The sequence below is a fragment of the Diaphorobacter sp. LI3 genome (assembly GCF_022807955.1).
GTDB lineage: Bacteria > Pseudomonadota > Gammaproteobacteria > Burkholderiales > Burkholderiaceae_C > Diaphorobacter > Diaphorobacter nitroreducens.
Genome location: NZ_CP094346.1, coordinates 4,112,684 through 4,132,225, shown reverse-complemented (window position 1 = coordinate 4,132,225; position 19,542 = coordinate 4,112,684). Strand labels below are relative to the sequence as shown.

The window sequence follows — 19,542 nt, the reverse complement described above, 5'->3', positions numbered from 1 at the left end:
CCGCCGTCCGTCGCAATCCATGGATCGTCTCCCCTTGCCCCACGCCCTGCACGTCCCGACGCACCGCCCATTCGCCGCGCACCTGCCTCCGCGCAGCATGCTGGCGCGGCTGGCGGCCCTGATGCTGTGCGGCGTGCCACTGGCCGTGCTGGCCCAGGCACAGCCCGCGGCGGACGCTGTCCCGACCGAGCCTGCGCCGGCGCTGCGCTCCAGCCCGCGCCTGCAGGAGGTGCTGCCCTACGGCATCCGCCAGCAACTGCCGGTGTTCGTGCGCGGAGACCGCGTGACGGGCCAACCGGACATCCAGGCCACGATCGAGGGCAACGCCGAGCTGCGCCGCGGCGACACGGTGGTGCATGCCGACCGCATGCAATACGACGTGGCCGATGACCGCGCGCGCGCCAGTGGCAACGTGCTCATCAACCGCGCGGGCAACCGGTATGAAGGCTCGCAGCTGGACCTGCGCGTGGAGGCCTTCACCGGCTTCTTCAGCGACGCGCGCTACCGCTTCCTGGAGACCGCGGCGCATGGCGAGGCCTCGCGCGTGGACTTCCTCGACCGCGACCGTTCCGTGGTGCACAACGCCACCTACACCACCTGCGAGCGCACCGACGAGGCCAGTTGGCAGCCCGACTGGATCCTGCGCGCCGAGCGCATCCACCTGGACCGCGTGGAGGACGTCGGCACGGCCGAGAATGGCGTGCTGGAGTTCAAGGGCGTGCCGGTGCTGCCGATTCCGCGCATCACCTTCCCGCTGTCGGACCGGCGCAAGTCCGGCCTGCTGCCGCCCACGCTCGGGCTGGACAGCGTCAGCGGCTTCGAATACGCGCAGCCGTACTACTGGAACATCGCGCCCAACCGCGACGCCACCATCACGCCTACGGTCATGACGCGGCGCGGCGTGGCCCTGGGCACGGAGTTCCGTTACCTGGAGCCGCGCTACAGCGGCGAGTTGACGGCCGACTACATGCCCAACGACCGGCTGCGCGACCGCGACCGCTGGGCCTACGGCATCAAGCACCGCGCTACCTTTGATACGCCCGCAGGCGGCGTGGGACTGGGCATCGACATCAAGCGCGTGAGCGACGACAACTATTGGCGCGACTTCTCCCGGCGCAACAGTGGCCGCAGCGGCGTGAACGACCAGCTCACCCAGCGCCTGCTGCCGGGCGACGCGACGCTGAACTGGGCGCGCGGCGAGCATTCGCTGCTGCTGCGCACCCTCAAGTGGCAAACGCTGCAGGACGTGAACGCGCCCATCATCCCGCCCTACGACCGCATGCCGCAGCTGCGCTGGGAGTACCGGCCGCTGCAGCTGGCCGGCGGGCTGGATGCGAGTGTCGAGGCCGACTACACCAGCTTTCACGCCGACCGCGCCTACACCGGCCAGCCCAATGCCAAGCGCAGCTACACCATGGCGCAGGTCAGCCGGCCGTTCCTGGCGCCGGCGGGTTTCATCACACCGCGCGTGCAGTTGCACAGCACGCACTACGAGTTCGATGCGCCGCTGGCCAACGGCCAGCGCACCGCCAGCCGCACGCTGCCCACGTTCAGCCTGGACAGCGGCCTGGTGTTCGAGCGCGACGCCCGCTATTTCGGCCGCGACTTCCTGCAGACCCTGGAGCCGCGCGCCTTCTATACCTACACCCCGTACCGCGACCAGCGCCTGCTGCCGATCTACGACACCGCGGTGAACGACTTCAACTTCGCGTCGATCTACACCGAGAACGCCTTTGGCGGACAGGACCGGCTGGCCGACAACAACCTGCTCACGCTGGGCGTGACCACGCGCCTGCTCGACCCCGACACCGGCGCCGAGGCCGCGCGCTTCGGCGTGGCACAGCGCGTGCGCTTTTCCGACCAGGAAGTCACCATGCCCGGCGGCTCGCCGGTGAACGAGCGGCTGTCGGACGTGCTGCTGGGCGCGGGCATCAACTGGACGCCGCAGTGGGGCTTCGACTCCACGGTGCAATACAACCCCAAGACCGGCCGGTCCCTGCGCACCACGGTGGGGGCGCGCTATTCGCCCGGCAACTACCGCACGGTGAGCGCGGCCTACCGCATGCAGAAGGTCACCGGCCTGATCACCGAGCCCAGCGAGCAGATCGACGTGGGCTGGCAGTGGCCGCTCAACGACCTGTGGGGCGACCGCGGCGACAAGCCTTCCTCTGCCGGGGGGCGCTGGTACAGCGTGGGGCGGCTGAACTACAGCCTGCAGGACCGCAAACTGGTGGACACCGTGGTGGGCCTGGAGTACGAGAGCTGCTGCTGGATCGGCCGCGTGGTGCTGGAGCGCCTGCAGCGCAGCGTCACGTCCTCCAACACCCGGCTCATGTTCCAGATCGAGTTCATCGGCTTCTCGCGCCTGTCGCTGGGCTCCAACCCGCTGTCCAGCCTCAAGCAGAATGTGCCGCGCTACCAGTTCCTGCGCGAAAGCGTGTCCACCCCCAGCCGCTTCACCCAGTACGATTGATCGCCTTGCGCGCCGCCCCGCTTGGGCGACGCGCCGCCTTGCACCATGAATTTGCACCACGCCATGAAACACCGTGCCTTGACCCTGGGCCTGGTCTGCCTGACCGCCGTCGCACCGCTGGTGCCCATGAGCGCCCATGCGCAGGGGCTGCGCCCGTCGGCCACCGGCCAGCCGCGGCTGCCCTCCGCAGCGACGCTGCTGCCGCCGGCCGGGGCGACGGCCTCCAATGCGCCGCGGCAGGCGGATTACATCGTCGCCGTGGTCAATTCCGAGCCCATCACCAACAACGAGGTGCGCCAGCGCACCGAGCGCGTGGTGCAGCAGATCGCCAGCCAGGGCGGCAAGGTTCCGCCGCAGGAGCTGCTGGCCAAGGAGGTGCTGGAGCGCCTGATCCTGGAGAAGATCCAGGTGCAGCAGGCCAAGGAGACCGGCATCAAGGTGGACGACTATGCCGTCAGCCAGGCCGAGCAGTCGGTGGCGCGGCAGAACAGCATCAGCGTGGACGAAATGCACCGGCGCCTGGCCGCCGATGGCATCAGCAAGGAGCGCTTTCGCGAAGAGCTGCGCAACCAGCTGCTGGCGCTGCGCCTGCGCGAGCGCGACGTGGAGTCGCGCGTGCGTGTGAGCGACCTGGAGGTGGACCAGTACCTGCGCGAGCAGCGGCAGGCCGTCGGCCCGGGCAAGCTGGAACTCAACCTGGGCCACATCCTGGTGAAAGTGCCTGAGAACGCCGGCCCGGACGAGGTGGCCCAGCGCTCGGCGCGCGCACAGGAGGCGCTGGCCAAGGTGCAGGCGGGTGGCGACTTTGGCGCCGTGGCGCGCGAGTATTCCGATGCGCCCGAAGGCGCCAACGGCGGACTGCTGGGCCTGCGCCCGGCCGACCGCTATCCCGAGTTGTTCGTGAACGCCACGCAGCAAGCCAGCGTGGGCAGCGTGGTCGGCCCGGTGCGCTCGCCCGCGGGCTTTCACATCCTGAAGGTGGTGGACAAGACCCAGAGCGGCGTGCCCACCACGGCCGTGCAGAGCCACGCGCGCCACATTCTGCTGCGCACCAATGCCAACCTGTCGGAACGCCAGGCGGCCGAGCGGCTGGAGGATCTGCGCGATCGCATCGCGCGCGGCGGCGCCGACTTCGCGGCGCTGGCACGCGAGTATTCGCAGGACGGCAGCGCCAAGGACGGCGGCGACCTGGGCTGGGCATCGCCCGGGCGCTACGTGCCCGAATTCGAAGAGGCGCTCAATGCCCTGCGCCCTGGCGAGATCAGCCGCCCCGTGGTGTCGCGCTTTGGGGTGCACCTGATCCAGCTGCTGGAGCGCCGCGAGGCCAAGCTCACCCAGCGCGAGCAGCGTGACATGGTGCGCGACACCGTGCGCGAAAAGAAGCTCGACAAGGCCTTCGCCACCTGGATCCAGGAAGCTAGGGGCCGGGCCTACGTGGAATACCGCGACGCTCCGCAATGAAGCACATCCCGCGCAAGCGCTTCGGCCAGCACTTCCTGAGCGACTCGGGCATCATCGATGCGATCGTGCGCGCCATCGCGCCCGAGCCCGGGCAGCCCATGGTGGAGATCGGCCCGGGGCTGGCGGCGCTGACCCAGCCGCTGGTCGAACGCCTGGGCCGGCTCACGGTGGTCGAACTGGACCGCGACCTGGCCGCGCGGCTGCGTCAGCACGGGCAGCTCGATGTCATCGAGTCCGATGTGCTGAAAGTGGACTTTGCGCAGGTAGCGCAAGCGCTGAATGCTCCCAAAATAAGAGTGGTCGGCAACCTGCCCTACAACATCTCCACGCCCATCCTGTTCCATCTGCTGGCGCACGTGCGGGTCATTGCGGACCAGCATTTCATGCTGCAAAAGGAAGTCATCGACCGCATGGTGGCCGCGCCGGCGACCAGCGCCTATGGCCGGCTGTCGGTGATGCTGCAATGGCGCTACGCCATGGAGAACGTGCTGTTCGTGCCGCCCGAGAGCTTCGATCCGCCGCCGCGCGTGGACAGTGCGGTGGTGCGCATGGTGCCGCACGAAGCGCCCGAGGCGCTGTCGATGCCCGTGCTGGAGGAGTTGGTGCAGGTGGCCTTCAGTCAGCGGCGCAAGCTGTTGCGCCACACGCTGGGCCGCTGGCTCGAAGCGCGGCAGTTTGCCGGCACGTTCGACACCCAGCGCCGGGCCGAGGAGGTGCCAGTGAGCGAGTACGTCGCATTGGCGCAGGAATGCTCCTGAAATAGGAGCTGCTCGCGCTTATTGGTAGGGTGCTAGCGCCCGATTTGATTCAAAGCGCAAAACCGTGACCGGCCGGAGCAGGGCTGCGGCCGGTCATGCTTCATCACGCGGCCGTGAGCCAGTAGCCAGCGTTGAAGGGGCTGCTCATGCGCAGCGCCATGGGGGAGACGTCCACCAGCTTGTCGGTGGGCATCTTCTCGCCCACGGGATCGATCGCGATCTCTATGGCCTGGGAGGCGGCACTGCCGTGCTCCTCCTGCGCCCGTTCCGCCTGGCCGGCGGTTGCAGAACGGGCTACAGAAAAGAATAGAAGCAACGGAACGGGATCTTGCGGTCGCCCCAGTAGTCGGCGGCATCGCGGAAGATGTCCAGCAATTGCTCGCGGGCTTCCTTGTCGAACTTGGCCGTGATCGGGATCTGCTCCAGCACCACGATGAAGCCCGGCTGCGGGCCCGACTTGTGCAGTGGATCGGTCATGCAGTCGTACAGCGCGTCGAAGTTCTTGCCGAAGTGCGCCGGGAAGGTGAACTGCGTGGCGATCAGGTCCAGGATGTCCTGCTTGGACTGCGCATGTGCCAGGTTGGCATACAGGAAGTGGTGGCCCATGGCGCGCGCCGTGTCCTGCAGGTCGTGCACCCGGAAGGCACGGATCGACTGCACGATATTGGGGCGCACACCGCGCAGAAGCGTTTCCTGGTCTTTACGAAGTGGCGTTTCCATCTCCGTTGCTCTTTCTTTTAGAGGTCCACGAATAGAAGTATCCGACAGCCTGGCGAAGGCGGCTAGCGGAAGAAAAACCGTTGGTGCGATGCATCAGGGGCCTTGCCAGGGGATTTGCCGCAAGGGGCATTCCTGGCGTTCATTCCCTGATTTCTCGAAAGCTCGCGTAATGGTCGCTGGTGAAATAGCAGGCGTCCGGTGTGCGGGGAGCGCCCCCGCACACGATGCGCCGCGCTCCCCGGTGGCGCACGCCGGGCGTGCGCACCGTGTATTCGCGGTAATAGCCGCGTTTCTTCAGGGGGAGCAGACGCTCACGGTTGCCGAATACTGAACCATCCTTGTCGTACGGGAACGGCCCACCCTCATGGATCAGCGCATAGGTGGCCCGCCCCTGCGGGGGGAGCTCAGCCAGCGAGATGGGAGGATTGGCGGCAGTGTCAGGGAGCTGCCGCGCGGACACCACCACGGGCGCAAGCGTGACCGCAGCACCCAGAACGCACGCCCCCATTGCCTTGTACGCCCGGATGGCGACAGCCTGCAACATCCACTACACCTTTCAGAAACTACGGGTTAACCCGAAATTTCGACCCGCTAGTGTGACAAAAAGGCGCACATAAGGCAAGCGCCTGCCCAAAAAATGGGCAGGAACGAAGGGCAATTGTCAGCGCCCACTCGTAGAGCGGCGCTTGTCATGGCCGTTATCGGGCCGCGTTGGCATCCGCCACGGTGAGGGCGGTCATATTGACGATGCGGCGCACCGTGGCGCTGGCGGTGAGAATGTGCACCGGCTCAGCCGCGCCCAGCAGCACCGGGCCAATGGCGATATTGCCGCCAGCGGCGGTCTTGAGCAGGTTGTAGGAGATGTTGGCCGCGTCGATGTTGGGCATGACCAGCAGGTTGGCGTCGCCCGCCAGCGTGCCATGGGGCATGAGGGCCGAGCGGGCCTTGCCGTCCAGCGCCACGTCGCCGTGCATTTCGCCGTCCACCTCCAGCCAGGGCGCCTGCACGCGCAGCAGGTCCAGCGTCTGGCGCATCTTCACCGCGCTGGGTTGGTTGCTGGATCCGAAGTTGGAGTGCGACAGCAACGCTGCCTTGGGCTTGATGCCGAAGCGCATCATCTCCTCGGCCGCCATGATGGTGATCTCGGCGAGCTGCTCGGCCGTGGGGTCGTAGTTCACATGGGTGTCCACCACGAACACCTGGCGATCGGGCAGCAGCAGGCCGTTCATGCAGGCGTAGGTGTTCACGCCGGCGCGCTTGCCGATCACCTGGTCGATGTACTGCAGATGGTGCGATGTGTGGCCCCAGGTGCCGCAGATCAGGCCGTCCACCTCGCCCTTGTGCAACAGCATCGAGCCGATCAGCGTCAGGCGCCGGCGCATCTCGATCTTGGCGATGGGCACCGTCACGCCCTTGCGCTCGGTCATGCGGTGGTAGGTTTGCCAGAAGTCGCGGTAGCGGTGGTCCTGCTCCACGTTGACCACGTCGTAGTCCTGGCCCTCTTTCAGGCGCAAGCCGAATTTCTCGATGCGCTGGGCGATGATGGCCGGGCGGCCGATGAGCGTGGGGCGCGCGATCTTCTCGTCCACCACGATCTGCGCGGCGCGCAGCACGCGCTCTTCCTCGCCCTCGGAGAAGGCTACGCGCTTCTTGGGAGCCACCTTGGCCGCCGTGAAGATCGGCTTCATCGTGGTGCCGGACGCGTAGACGAAGGTCTGCAGATGGTCGCGGTAGGCGTCCATGTCGGCCACGGGGCGCTGGGCCACGCCGCTGTCGGCCGCGGCCTGCGCCACCGCCGGTGCGATCTTCATCATCAGGCGCGGGTCGAACGGCTTGGGAATCAGGTAGTCCGGGCCGAAGGCCAGCGGCTCGCCGACATAGGCGGCAGCCACCACTTCGCTTTGCTCGGCCTGGGCCAGCTCGGCGATGGCATGAACGGCGGCGATCTCCATCTCGGTGGTGATCGTCGTGGCGCCGCAGTCCAGCGCGCCGCGGAAGATGTACGGGAAGCACAGGACGTTGTTGACCTGGTTCGGATAGTCGGTGCGGCCGGTGGCGATGATGGCGTCGTCGCGGACCGCCTTCACGTCTTCGGGCGAGATCTCGGGGTTGGGGTTGGCCAGCGCGAAGATCAGCGGGCGCGCGTTCATCTTGCGGACCATGTCTTGCTTGAGCACGCCGCCGGCCGACAGGCCGAGGAACACGTCGGCACCTTCGATCACCTCCGCCAGCGTGCGGGCGGACGTCTTCTGGGCGTATTGCACCTTGTCCTCGTCCATGAGCTCGGTGCGTCCTTCGTAGACCACGCCGGCCAGGTCGGTCACCCAGATGTTCTCCCGTGGAATGCCCAGCTTGACCAGCAGGCCCAGGCAGGCCAACGCGGCCGCGCCGGCCCCCGAGGTCACGAGCTTGATCTTCTTGGGGTCCTTGCCGGCCACCTTCAGGCCGTTGAGGATGGCGGCGCCCACGACGATGGCCGTGCCGTGCTGATCGTCATGGAACACCGGAATGTTCATGCGCTCGCGCAGCTTGCGCTCGATGTAGAAGCAGTCCGGGGCCTTGATGTCTTCCAGGTTGATGCCGCCGAACGTGGGTTCCAGCGAGGCAATGATCTCGATGAGCTTGTCCGGGTCCTTCTCGTTGATCTCGATGTCGAACACATCGATGCCCGAGAACTTCTTGAACAGGACGCCCTTGCCTTCCATCACCGGCTTGCCGGCCAGCGGGCCGATATCGCCCAGGCCCAGCACGGCCGTGCCGTTGGTCACCACGCCGACCAGGTTGCCGCGGGCGGTGTAGCGAAAGGCAGCGGCGGGGTCCTTGACGATCTCTTCGCAGGGCGCGGCCACGCCGGGGGAATAGGCCAGTGCCAAGTCATGCTGATTGACCATCTGCTTGGTCGCAGCAATCGTGATCTTGCCGGGCTGGGGAAACTCGTGATATTCGAGTGCGGCACGACGCAGCAGGGCACGCTTGTCGGACGTGGGGGGGGCCGCGGGGGTATCGGGCATTGAGGCGTCTCCAGCTCAAAAGTCAGGGGGCTGACGCCGCGCCCGAACCGCCGGGGCGGGTTGTCAGCTGATCGCGAGCCTGCCGCGATCGCCTGCCGGCCTTCAAGGGCTGCGAAGCAGGAAAGGAGCGCAAACAGGCTCTGAGGGACCGCGATTGTAGGGGAGGCTTGCGTGGAAACCCTGGTACGCAGACATGCGTATGTGGGTGAAACAGTTTTACCGCAGGTTGCGATCGGACCTTGTATGCCCGACGGCTCAGGCCATCAACGTGCTGTCCGCCGTTTGCTCGGTGGGAGGCCTGGCACTACTGGTCACGCGATTGCGGCCGGCCTGTTGGGCGGCGTACATCGCCTGGTCGGCGCAAGCGATGAGCGCCTGGGGCGTATCGCCTTGGTCCGGGAAGGCCGCCACGCTGCAGGACAGGGTGGCAGTCAATTCCGCGCTTGGAGCACGGATACGCTGCGCTTCGAAAGCCCGCCGCAGTTCCTGTGCGCGCTCGATCGCCACGGCCGGCGGGGTGTTGTCGAGCACCACCACGAACTCCTCGCCTCCCAGGCGGCAGGCTGCGTCCTCGGGGCGCACATGCTGCAGCAGCAACTGCGCCATTGCCTGCAGCACCAGGTCGCCGGTGCTATGGCCATGTGCATCGTTGATGCTCTTGAAATGGTCGATGTCGAGCAGCAACAGCGACAGCGGCTGTCCTTCGCTGCGGCAGCGTTCCAGCGTGGCCGCCAACACGGTGTCCAGATGGCGGCGGTTGGACAGCCCGGTCAGTGGGTCGCGCAGGGCTTGTTCGCTCAACTGGACCTGCAGCGACTGGATTTCCTCGAACTGTTTGCGCAACTGCGCATGCACCCTGTGCTGGGCTATGGCGCGGTGATAGCCATCGCTGGCGAATGCGAACAGATACAGCCCCATGGCCGTTATGCAGAGCAGGGAGGTGCGCAGGTCCGTGTCGGGCTTCCACGTCAGCGGGGCCACTATCGTCGCCAGTGCAACGCCGGTGGCAATTCCCACAACGAGGCGAATACCCCCTCGGGCGCCGTGGAAGACCACGACGTTGATGCAGCCCGATGCGACCAGCATGAAGGTGATCCACAGCGGGAAGCCAGGATGCCAGCCCACAGGCCAAACAGGACGACGTCGGTGTCCAGGTTCTGCATTTCTGCGCGCAGCGGGTCGACCGCGTGTCGTGCCCGCCAGTAGGCGGCCTGGGGAAAGACCAGGTAGTTCAAGGCCAGCAACACCCACGTCCATCCTGGCGCGTCGGTGACGAGCAGATGCGAACCCAGCGCCAGAAAAAGCAACGGGTAGAAGATCGTGCGATCGCGCCGGTTCATGCGCACGGTCCAATGCACGCTGCTGCGGGAAGAGGGATCGGGGGCCAGCTTGGGCAGACAAATTGTTGTGAACAACTGTAATAGCGATGCCGACGCCTGCCCAGCAGCCGCATTTCTCAACCCCCGCCGTGCCGTCAGCGGCTGCTCGGGAAGCTGAACACCGCCCCCTCGCGCACGCCCGCCGAGGGCCAGCGCTGGGTGATCGTCTTGCGCTTGGTGTAGAAGCGCACGGCGTCGGGGCCGTAGGCGTGCAGGTCGCCGAACAGGCTGCGCTTCCAGCCGCCGAACGAGTGGTAGGCCACCGGCACAGGCAGGGGCACGTTCACGCCCACCATGCCGACCTGGATGTGGTCGGTGAAGTAGCGGGCGGCCTCGCCGTCGCGCGTGAAGATGCAGGTGCCGTTGCCGTATTCGTGGTCGTTGATGAGCTGCATGGCTTCCTGCAGCGTTTTCACGCGCACCACGCCAAGCACGGGGCCGAAGATTTCTTCTTGGTAGATCTTCATGCCGGGCTTGACGTTGTCGAACAGGCAGGCGCCCAGGAAGTAGCCTTCTTCATGGCCCGCCACCTGCACGCCACGGCCATCCACCACCAGCGTGGCGCCCTCCTGCACGCCGCTGTCCACATACGCCTTCACCTTCTCGAAGTGCGGCTTGGTCACCAGCGGGCCCATGTCGTTGCTGTTGTCGGTGCCGGGGCCGACCTTCATCTTGGCGATCTCGGCCTTCAGGCCCGCAATCACGGCGTCGCCCACTTCGTCGCCCACGGCCACCAGCAGCGGGATCGCCATGCAGCGTTCGCCGCACGATCCATAAGCGGCACCCATCAGCGCGCTCACGGCGTTGTCCACGTCCGCGTCGGGCATGAGCACCGCATGGTTCTTGGCGCCGCCCAGGGCCTGCACGCGCTTGCCGTGCTTGCAGCCTTCGGCGTAGATGTACTCGGCGATGGGGGTGGAGCCCACAAAGCTCACGGCTTTCACGCGCGGGTCTTGCAGCAGCGTGTCCACGGCCAGCTTGTCGCCGTTGACCACGTTGAGCACGCCGGGCGGCAGGCCCGCTTCCAGCGCCAGCTGGGCGATGAACAGCGTGCTGCTGGGGTCACGCTCAGAGGGCTTGAGCACGAAGGTGTTGCCGCAGGCCACGGCCATGGGCCACATCCACAGCGGCACCATGGCCGGGAAGTTGAAGGGCGTGATGCCGGCGGTGACGCCCAGCGCCTGGAATTCGCTCCACGAGTCAATGCCGGGGCCCACGTTGCGGCTGTGCTCGCCCTTGAGCAGCTCGGGCGCGTAGCTGGCGTATTCCACGTTCTCGATGCCGCGCTGCAGCTCGCCGTGCGCGTCGGCCAGCACCTTGCCGTGCTCGGCGGTGATCAGGGCGGCGATCTTGTCGGCGTTCTCTTCGAGTAGCACTTTGAGCTTGCTCATCACGCGGGCGCGCTTCAAGGGCGGCGTGTTGCGCCAGGCGGGGAAGGCGGCTTCGGCCGAAGCAATGGCGGCTTCCACCGTGGCCTGGCTCGCCAGCGCCACGCTGGTGGTCGATTGGCCGGTGGCGGGATTGAACACGGGCTGCGTGCGCTCGGTGTCGGCAACAAGCTTGCCATCGATCAGGTGGCCGACGGTGGTGGTGACGTTCTTGTCGTGGTGCATGATGTTCTAAGCTAAAACGGGCTCTAGCGCTTATCCATCAAGCGCTAACAGCTATCAAAACAGGAGTTCAAGCGGTCTCGTGCAGAGCGTCGCCCAGGGCGCTGACCAGTCGGTCGATCTCGGCCTGGGTGCTGATGAACGGGGGCGCAAGCTGGATGGTGTCGCCACCGTAGCGCACGTAGAAGCCCTTGTCCCAGCACTTCATGGCGATCTCGTAGGGGCGCTTGGCGGGTTCGCCGGGCAGGGCGCTGATGGTGATGCCGGCGGCCAGGCCGTAGTTGCGGATGTCGGCCACGTGCTTGGCGCCTTTCAGGCCGTGTACGGCGTTCTCGAAGTAGGGCGCCAGCGCCTTCACGCGGCCGGGCATGTCTTCCTTTTGCAGTATGTCGAGCACCGCGTTGCCCGCCGCACAGGCCACGGGGTGGGCCGAGTAGGTGTAGCCGTGCGGGAACTCCAGCATGTACTCGGGGCCGCCCTGCGCCATGAAGGTGTCGTAAATCTCCTTGGTGGCGATCACGCCGCCCAGCGGCTGCGCACCGTTGGTCACCTGCTTGGCGAAGTTCAGGATGTCGGGCGTCACGCCAAAGGCCTCCGCCCCGGTCCAGGTGCCGCAGCGGCCAAAGCCGGTGATGACCTCGTCAAAAATCAGCAGGATGTTGTTCTGCGTGCAGATCTCGCGGATGCGCTCCAGGTAGCCCTTCGGGGGAATCACCACGCCGGCCGAGCCCGAGAAGGGCTCAACGATCACCGCAGCGATGTTGCTCGCGTCGTGCAGCGCGATCACGTCGAGCAGTCTGTCAGCCAACGCGCGGCCGCCGTCTTCGGCCATGCCCTTCTGAAAGGTGCCGGCCGGCGGCTGGGTGTGGGGAATGTGGTCCGCCTCCACGCCCTGGCCGAACAGCTTGCGGTTGCCAGCGATGCCACCCACCGAGATGCCGCCGTAGTTCACGCCGTGGTAGCCCTTCTCGCGGCCGATCAGGCGCGTCTTGGTGCCCTGGCCCTTGGCGCGCCAGTAGGCGCGCGCCATCTTGAGCGACGTGTCGGCCGACTCGGAGCCCGAGCCGGTAAAAAACACGTAGTCCAGCCCGGCGGGCGTCAGTTCCTTGATCTTATTGGCCAGCGCGAACGACGCGGGGTGGCCGAACTGGAAGGCCGGTGCGTAGTCCAGCGTGGCGGCGGCGCGGCCGATGGCCTGGGCCACCTCCGTGCGGCCGTGGCCGAGGCCCGAGCACCACAGGCCCGAGAGGCCGTCGAAGATCTTGCGGCCGTCGGCGTCGGTGTAGTAGGCGCCCTGGGCGCCCACGATCATGCGCGGCTTGGCCTTGAAGTCGCGGTTGCCGGTGAACGGCATCCAGTGCGCGTCGAGCCAGGCGGCATCCATGCGCGGGGCGGCGGTGGTTTCGTCAATGACGGCGAAGGACATGGCGGTCTCCTTGAACAAGAGGGAATGCGCGATTGTTGGCAGCGGCCATAATCCCTTGAAGCAACAAATATCCACGTTCACTTGCCAGTTCATGCAAGTAAAAACCGCTCCCCGCCAGCGCGCCGTGCTGGGCCAGCTCTCCGACATGGACCTGCGCCTCTTGCAGGTCTTCAAGGCCGTGGTCGAGTGCGGCGGCATGGCGGCGGCCGAGTTGGAACTGAACATCGGCACTAGCACCGTGAGCCGCCACGTGAAGGACCTGGAGACGCGCCTGGGCCTCACGCTGTGCCGGCGCGGGCGCGCGGGCTTCGCGCTCACGCCCGAGGGGCAGCGCGTGTACGAGGAGACGCTGCGCCTGCTGGCCTCGGTGCGCGGCTTTCTGGGCAGCATCGACGACATCCACGCGCGCATGGGCGGGCAGCTCGCCGTGGCGGTGTTCGACAAGACGGCCAGCAACCCGGCCGCGCGCATCGGCCAGGCGATCGCCGCGTTCACCGGCCAGGCGCCGCACGTGCAGCTGCAGCTGCACGTGGGCTCGATCAACGCCATCGAGCGCGGGGTGATCGACGGGAGCTTCCAGGTGGGCGTCATCCCCGCGCACCGCAGCTCGCAGAGCCTGGTCTATACCGACCTGTTCGGCGAGACCATGCTGCTCTACTGCGGCGCGGGCCATGCGCTGTTCGATGCGCCCCACGGCGCGCTGGACTGGGACGCCGTGCGCGCATACCCCTTCGCGGGCCTGGGCTACCACTCGCCCAACATGGAGCTGAGCCACGAGGCGCGCCTGACGCGCAGCGCCACGGGGTTCGACCAGGAATCGATCGCCACGCTGGTGCTGTCGGGGCGCTTCCTGGGCTTTCTGCCCGACCACTACGCCGAGGGCTTCGAGCGCCAGGGGCGCATGCGTGCCGTGCGGCCCGACCTGTTCCGCTACGACTGCCGCTTCGTGAGCCTGGTGCGCCGCTCGCCCGAGCCCAGCCGCGCGGCGCAGCTGTTCGGGCGCTGTCTGCTGGATGCGCACCAAAACGGGCTCTAGCGCTTTCCAGTAAAGCGCTTGCAGCTATGAAAAACAAAGCGCCATTCAAGTGCCCGCGTGAATGGCCGATACCATCGGAACCATGACCGCGCTCGCTTCCATCGCCCGATCCGGCCTCCAGGCCGCGCAGCTGCGCCTGGGCACCAGCGCGCACAACGTCGCCAACCTGAACACGCCGGGCTTCACGCGCCAGGTGGTGGACCAGCAGGCCGCGCCCGCCCAGGGTGGCGTGCAGGCGCGGACGGGGCGGTCCGGGCAGCCCGGCGTCGCCCTGGAGGCCGAGGCCGTGGAGCAGATGGCGGCCACCTACGCCTTCAAGGCCAGCCTGCTGGTGCTGCGCACGGCCGACGAAATGGCCGGTGCGCTGCTCGACGTGCGCGCCTGACGGCGGCGCTCGCACCGGCTCAGTCGTCGAACTTCACCTCGGAGGCCAGCAGCGTCGCGCCGTCGGGCGAGAGCCGGCCCTTGACCTCCACCTTCACGCCCACGGCGAGCTGGGCGGGCGTGCCGCCCTCGAAGCGCGTGGCTGCGTCGTAGCCGACCGTCACGCCGCGCAGCACGAAGGTGTTCGCGGCAGGGGCCACGCTGGCGATGCGGCCCTCGATCTCGATGCCGTCGCTCTCGCCGTCGTCGTCCTCCAGCTCTACCTCGCGCGCGATGAGCACGCCGCCTTCGAGCACGCCCTCGACCTCCACGCGCCGGCCCAGCGCCAGGCCCGCGGGCAGGCGGGTCGCGCCGCTGGCGTCCACGTCCACGCCGTTCACGGCGAAGCGCGCGCTGCTCGTGAACGCGGTGATGTAGCCCTCCAGCTCGGCGTTCACGCGGCCCGTGGCGGGCAGGCTGCCCGCGCTGGTGGGCGTGGCCTGCAGGCGGGTGGCGGCCCAGACGCCGGCGGCATCGGGCACGGTGTGCAGTTCCACGCGGGCGTACTGGCCGTTGGCAAGGCCCGCCGGCGGCGTACCCAGGCCCGCGTAGGAGATGACGGCGGCGCCGATGCGGAAGGTGCGCGCGGCGGTGTCCAGGCCGCTCACCGGGCCGCGCAGCTTGTAGCGGCGGGCATCGTCCTCGTCGTCGATGCGGGTGGCGGTGTACTGGCCCGCGGCGTTCATCAGGCCGTAGATCTCCACCATCTGCCCCACGCGCAGGCTGGCGAGGCCGCCGCGCAGGTCGTCGTCGAACACGGTGGCGGGGGTGACGCGCACCTGCTGGCCCAGCACGGCGAGGGTGCCGGCGGCGGGGTCGATGGCGCTGATGGGGCCTTCGATCTCGCTGCGCACGCCGATGGTGCTGGCCACGGCGCGGCGCTGGCCGGTGGCGGGGTCGGTGGCGATGTCGCCGCCGTTCACCTCGACCACCATGCCCAGGCGCAGGTCGGCGCTGCTGGCGGCGGCGCCCGCGTCGGTGGCGATGCGGGCGGCGCTCTCGTCGTAGCGCACGCCGCCCACGATGATGGAGCCGAAGCCGTGGATCGGCCCGCTGGCGAACGAGCCGGTGCCGCCGCTGCCCACGCCGGCCATGCTGTCGCCGCCGCCCCCTCCGCAGCCGAACAGGGCCAGCGCGGCCGATGCGGCGCCACCGGCGAGCAGGCGGCGGCGGGTGGGGGACGTGGCGGGGGAGGTAGGTTGCATGGTCATGCTCCGTGAGGGGGTTGATGGATGGGGGGCTGCGCCATGGGTTCGGCGTAGGAATAGAAGCCGATGCGCACGCGCTGGTCCTGCGGCCGGGCGGCGGCCTTGTCGTCGGCGATGTGCCGCTCCAGCAGGGGCACGAGGCGGCCGAACAGCTCGGCCCACTGCGCGGCGATCACCGGACGCAGGGCGCGCACCGATTCCTGCGACAGCTCGTCGGCGTAGACGGCCTGCTCGAAGTGCGCGTCGCCGCTGCCGCCGAGCACGTTGTCCACGGCCGCATGCAGGTGGTCGCCCACGTTGTCGGCCAGCAGGGCCAGCATGCGCGTGAAGTCGGCGCAGGGCACGAAGGCGTTGCGCTGCAGGGCCACGGTGTCGTCCGCGGCGTCCCATTCGGCCAGGCCCAGGCGGCACAGCTCGTCGAGCAGGGTGCGCGGGTGCACGTCGCGGGTCACGGACTGGGCCAGCGCCTCGAAGCTGGGGGCGGCGCCCTGGCGCGGCAGGCGGCGGGGCTGGCCGCCGTGGCAGCAGGCGGGGTCGGTCATCCAGCGCGCGAAGACCTCGCCGGCCAGCCAGCGCCGGGGCGCGGGCCCGGCCTCGGCGCCGTCGGCGGCGCGGGCCTGCAGGAGCCGGCCGGCCTCGCGCCGGCTCAGGCCGGTGGCGGTGCTCACGCGGCTCACCAGGCCGTGCGCGGGCGCGTCGGCATGCAGGCGGCGCGCTTCTTCGACCAGGGCGGCCTGCAGCAGTTCGTCCAGTGCGGGATAGGGCAGTCCGCGCGAGAGGGCCAGCCGCGCCAGCGGCCGCAGGAGCTGCCCGAAGGCGGAGAGCAGGGCGGTCTGATCCGGGGTGTGGGACATGGTGTGACAGGGCGGGCCTGCGGCCCGGCAAAACCATCGATGTCCCGGATTCTAGTGCAAATGTGCAAAATGCACATTTGCACCGTGCGCGGGCCGGCTACGGCACGGGCACGGGCTCCGCCCGCGGATGCGCTGCGTCGCTGCGCCTGCGCAGCGCGCGCTCCCACGCCTTCTCGTGGAAGAAGAAAGCCACAGCCTGCACCGTGGGCTCCAGCAGGCTGAGGGTGAGCGACGCAATCAGATTGCCCGTGACGGCATACGCCACCAGGGCGGCCACGCAGATGTGGATCACGTAATAGCTGCCGGTCTTGGCCAGCGTGGGCAGGTTATGGCGGGCGGCGATGCGGATGCGGGACATGGTGCTCTCCTGTAGCGGCATGTGGAGAATGCTAGTCATTCGCATTTGGTTTGGCCAATTGTTCCTGGCTAAGTTGCAGATAGAAACTGTCGAATCGCCGCGGATATGATGGCCGCTCTCTTTTTTCAACCTCTCAACCGACCCGAACGGGAGCACCGCATGGCCCTCATGGACTTCATCAAGAAGCAGTTCATCGACATCCTCCAGTGGACCGAGGACGGCGATGGCACGCTGGCCTGGCGCTTCCCGATGGAGGGGATGGAAATCCAGAACGGCGGCACGCTGGTGGTGCGCGAGTCGCAGATGGCCGTGTTCGTCAACGAAGGCCAGGTGGCCGACGTGTTCGGCCCCGGCACCTACAAGCTGACCACGCAGACACTGCCGGTGCTGACCTACCTGAAGAACTGGGACAAGCTGTTCCAGTCGCCGTTCAAGAGCGACGTGTACTTCTTCAGCACGCGCCAGCAGGTGGACCAGAAGTGGGGCACGCCCCAGCCCATCACCATCCGCGACAAGGATTTCGGCGCCGTGCGCCTGCGCGCCTTCGGCAACTATGCGTACCGCATCGCGGACCCGAAGCTGTTCCACACCGAGATCTCGGGCACGCGCGAGTCCTACTCCTCGGCGGACCTGGAGGGCCAGCTGCGCGGCCTGGTGCTGCAGAACATCAGCAACGCCATCGCGGGCAGCGGCCTGCCGTTCCTCGACCTCGCGGCCAACCAGGTGATGTTTGCCGACGCGCTGGCGCACGAACTGCAGCCCGCGTTCGCCAAGATAGGCCTGAAGCTCGAATCGATGACGGTGCAGAACGTCTCGCTGCCCGAAGAGCTGCAGAAGATCCTCGACCAGAAGATCGGCATGGGCATGGTCGGCAACGACATGGGCAAGTTCATGCAGTACCAGACGGCGCAGGCGATCCCGAAGTTCGCCGAAGGCGCGGCGGGTGGTGGAAACGGTGGCGGCAGCGTGGCGGGCGACGCCATGGGCCTGGGCGCCGGCGTGGCGCTGGGCCAGGTGCTGGCGCAGAACCTGCAACAGGGCCTGCAGGGCGGCGCTGCGCCATCGGCCCCGCAGGCCGCGCCTGCCGCCGCGCCGGTGGGTGTGCGGCCCGAGGAAGTGATGGCCACGCTGGAGAAGCTGGGCGAGCTCAAGTCCAAGGGCATCCTCACGCAGGAGGAGTTCGACGCGAAGAAGGCGGAGCTGCTGAAGAAGCTCATCTGACGCGCGTACACTCTCTTTTTAGTAGCTGCCAGCGCTTGCCACACAAGCGCTGGAGGCCAAAAACACCTTAGATCCACGACGCATGGCCGACAGCGGCACCCAGCGGACCTACCGCGCGCCCTGCCCGGGCTGCGGCGCGCCGGTCGAATTCAAGAGCGCGCAATCCACCCATGCCATCTGCGCCTACTGCCACAGCACCGTGGTGCGCAGCGGCGAGGTGCTGCAGCGCCTGGGCCGCATGGCCGAGGTCTTCGACGACCACAGCCCGCTGCAGCTCATGGCCAGCGGACGCATCGCGCTGGACGGCCAGACGCTGCCTTTCACGCTGATCGGCCGCCTGCAATACCAGGGCGAGGAAGGCCGCTGGACCGAGTGGGTTGCCTTCCTGCAGGACGGCAGCACCGCCACGCTCAGCGAGGACAACGGCGCCTATGTCTTCACCCGCCCGGCCACGCTGGGGCGGGAATTGCCCGAAGCCGAGCGCTTTCGCGTCGGCATGACCACGGCCGTGGCCGGCCAGCCGTTCAGCGTGGCGGCCAATGTGCGCGTACAACTCGTCGCGGCCGAGGGCGAGGTGCCGAAGCTGCCGCCGCTGGGCACGCCGTTCCAGGTGGTGGAGCTGCGCTCGGCCGACGGCGAGGTGCTCTCCATCGACTACGGCACCCAGCCGCCCCAGGTGCAGCGCGGCCGGGCGGTGCGGCTGGAGGATCTGCAGTTCCAGGGCCTGAAGGACGAGTCCGCCAAGGAGGAAAAGGGCCGCCAGTTCAGTTGCCCCCATTGCGGCGCGCCGGTGCAGGTGCAGCTGTCCAGCACCAAAAGCTGTACCTGCCCGTCGTGCCACAGCCTGATCGACTTGAGCGCGGGTTTGGGTGGCGAGCTGCGCCACGCCGCACAGTACGAACCGGTGCAGCCGCTGATCCCGCTGGGCAGCGTGGGCCAGTTCGAGGGCGCGCCATGGCAGGTGGTGGGCTTTCAGCACCGCACGGGCGTGGAGCCCGGGGATGACGAGCACTTCGGCTGGGAGGAATACCTGCTGTACCACCGCCAGCGGGGCTTCCTGTTCCTGGTGGACGCCAGCGATGGCTGGAGCCTGGTGCGCCCCGCCACTGGCGCGCCGCAGCACAAGCCGGGCGCGCCCACCGCCACCTACCTGGGCACGCAGTACCGCCTGACCTCCACCTACCAGGCCGAGACCAACTATGTGGCGGGCGAGTTCTACTGGCCCGTGGAGCGCGGCCAAAAGACCAGCAACAGCGACTTTGCCGCCGTGAACGGCAAGGGCCTGCTGTCGCGCGAGCAGTCGCGCAGCGAGGTCACCTGGTCGCACGGCCAGCGCATGGACTCCAGCGCCGTCGCCCAGGCCTTCAAGCTGGGCGACAAGGCGGCGCTTTTCCGCCGCCAGGACGCGGGGCCCGTTGCCGCGGGCTCTGGCATCGGCTGCGGCACGGTGATCGTGATCCTCATCGTGCTGATCATTCTGCTGGTGCTCATGAGCAACTGCTCGGGCTCTTCAGGCGGGTACTACCGCAGCTCGGGCGGCTCGTTCGGTGGCTACAGCACGGGCGGCGGCCACAAGTGACGACTTTTGTGACACCTTCTTCTCT

Annotated in this window: 18 protein-coding genes; 7 read left to right on the top strand and 11 right to left on the bottom strand. The window is 67.9% G+C overall.

Annotated features, from left to right (window positions below):
* Positions 1-19 precede the first annotated feature (19 nt).
* From MRB47_RS19260 to rsmA, 3 genes are all read left to right on the top strand, one after another.
* A complete protein-coding gene (locus tag MRB47_RS19260) occupies positions 20-2,473 on the top strand; it encodes an LPS-assembly protein LptD (protein ID WP_252101504.1) in 2,454 nt (817 codons plus the stop codon).
* A gap of 63 nt (positions 2,474-2,536) precedes the next feature.
* Positions 2,537-3,934 (top strand): peptidylprolyl isomerase, encoded by a 1,398-nt coding sequence (locus MRB47_RS19255; protein WP_252101503.1) that lies wholly within the window; start codon positions 2,537-2,539, stop codon positions 3,932-3,934.
* Positions 3,931-4,692: a 16S rRNA (adenine(1518)-N(6)/adenine(1519)-N(6))-dimethyltransferase RsmA gene (gene rsmA / locus MRB47_RS19250; protein WP_252101502.1), complete on the top strand. Its 762-nt coding sequence runs from the start codon at positions 3,931-3,933 to the stop codon at positions 4,690-4,692. Before MRB47_RS19255 ends, rsmA begins: the two co-directional genes overlap by 4 nt.
* A gap of 103 nt (positions 4,693-4,795) precedes the next feature.
* On the opposite strand, the gene MRB47_RS19245 is transcribed toward rsmA, so the two are convergent.
* From MRB47_RS19245 to MRB47_RS19210, 8 genes are all read right to left on the bottom strand, one after another.
* Positions 4,796-5,008 carry a hypothetical protein gene (locus tag MRB47_RS19245; protein ID WP_194291201.1) on the bottom strand — a complete coding sequence of 71 codons (213 nt, stop codon included), beginning with the start codon at positions 5,006-5,008 and terminating at the stop codon, positions 4,796-4,798.
* Complete coding sequence (locus MRB47_RS19240) at positions 4,987-5,412, bottom strand: barstar family protein (protein ID WP_011807186.1); 426 nt, start codon at positions 5,410-5,412, stop codon at positions 4,987-4,989. The genes MRB47_RS19245 and MRB47_RS19240 overlap by 22 nt, the downstream gene beginning before the upstream one ends.
* Before the next feature lie 139 nt (positions 5,413-5,551).
* The gene (locus MRB47_RS19235) at positions 5,552-5,956 is read right to left on the bottom strand and encodes a ribonuclease domain-containing protein (RefSeq protein WP_011807185.1); all 405 of its coding nucleotides are present in this window, start codon (positions 5,954-5,956) and stop codon (positions 5,552-5,554) included.
* 154 nt (positions 5,957-6,110) lie between these two features.
* Entirely contained in the window at positions 6,111-8,423 is a 2,313-nt protein-coding gene (locus tag MRB47_RS19230) for an NADP-dependent malic enzyme (protein ID WP_011807184.1), read from the bottom strand.
* A 255-nt stretch (positions 8,424-8,678) separates the two neighbouring features.
* Positions 8,679-9,404, bottom strand: a complete 726-nt coding sequence (locus MRB47_RS19225) for a GGDEF domain-containing protein (RefSeq protein ID WP_252101501.1) — start codon at positions 9,402-9,404, stop codon at positions 8,679-8,681.
* Positions 9,404-9,763 carry an MASE2 domain-containing protein gene (locus MRB47_RS19220; protein ID WP_252101500.1) on the bottom strand — a complete coding sequence of 120 codons (360 nt, stop codon included), beginning with the start codon at positions 9,761-9,763 and terminating at the stop codon, positions 9,404-9,406. Before MRB47_RS19220 ends, MRB47_RS19225 begins: the two co-directional genes overlap by 1 nt.
* A gap of 134 nt (positions 9,764-9,897) precedes the next feature.
* On the bottom strand, positions 9,898-11,415 hold the full coding sequence (locus MRB47_RS19215) for a CoA-acylating methylmalonate-semialdehyde dehydrogenase (protein ID WP_252101499.1): 1,518 nt from the start codon (positions 11,413-11,415) through the stop codon (positions 9,898-9,900).
* Between the two features lie 67 nt (positions 11,416-11,482).
* On the bottom strand, positions 11,483-12,838 hold the full coding sequence (locus MRB47_RS19210; protein ID WP_252101498.1) for an aspartate aminotransferase family protein: 1,356 nt from the start codon (positions 12,836-12,838) through the stop codon (positions 11,483-11,485).
* Between the two features lie 91 nt (positions 12,839-12,929).
* Here MRB47_RS19210 and MRB47_RS19205 point away from each other — a divergent pair, with 91 nt between their 5' ends.
* Positions 12,930-13,874, top strand: coding sequence for a LysR family transcriptional regulator (locus tag MRB47_RS19205; RefSeq protein ID WP_252101497.1), 945 nt, complete (start codon positions 12,930-12,932; stop codon positions 13,872-13,874).
* Between the two features lie 82 nt (positions 13,875-13,956).
* The gene (locus MRB47_RS19200; protein WP_187148590.1) at positions 13,957-14,259 is read left to right on the top strand and encodes a flagellar basal body protein; all 303 of its coding nucleotides are present in this window, start codon (positions 13,957-13,959) and stop codon (positions 14,257-14,259) included.
* A 19-nt stretch (positions 14,260-14,278) separates the two neighbouring features.
* Here the strand turns inward: MRB47_RS19200 and MRB47_RS19195 are convergent, their stop codons facing one another.
* From MRB47_RS19195 to MRB47_RS19185, 3 genes are all read right to left on the bottom strand, one after another.
* Positions 14,279-15,502 carry a DUF5666 domain-containing protein gene (locus tag MRB47_RS19195; protein WP_015914661.1) on the bottom strand — a complete coding sequence of 408 codons (1,224 nt, stop codon included), beginning with the start codon at positions 15,500-15,502 and terminating at the stop codon, positions 14,279-14,281.
* A 2-nt stretch (positions 15,503-15,504) separates the two neighbouring features.
* Entirely contained in the window at positions 15,505-16,359 is an 855-nt protein-coding gene (locus MRB47_RS19190) for a DUF6502 family protein (RefSeq protein WP_015914660.1), read from the bottom strand.
* Between the two features lie 97 nt (positions 16,360-16,456).
* Positions 16,457-16,717, bottom strand: coding sequence for a DUF2061 domain-containing protein (locus tag MRB47_RS19185; protein ID WP_015914659.1), 261 nt, complete (start codon positions 16,715-16,717; stop codon positions 16,457-16,459).
* A 159-nt stretch (positions 16,718-16,876) separates the two neighbouring features.
* Here MRB47_RS19185 and MRB47_RS19180 point away from each other — a divergent pair, with 159 nt between their 5' ends.
* Complete coding sequence (locus MRB47_RS19180) at positions 16,877-17,938, top strand: SPFH domain-containing protein (protein WP_047349239.1); 1,062 nt, start codon at positions 16,877-16,879, stop codon at positions 17,936-17,938.
* Between the two features lie 82 nt (positions 17,939-18,020).
* Complete coding sequence (locus MRB47_RS19175; RefSeq protein WP_252101496.1) at positions 18,021-19,517, top strand: DUF4178 domain-containing protein; 1,497 nt, start codon at positions 18,021-18,023, stop codon at positions 19,515-19,517.
* The last annotated feature ends 25 nt before the right edge of the window (positions 19,518-19,542 follow it).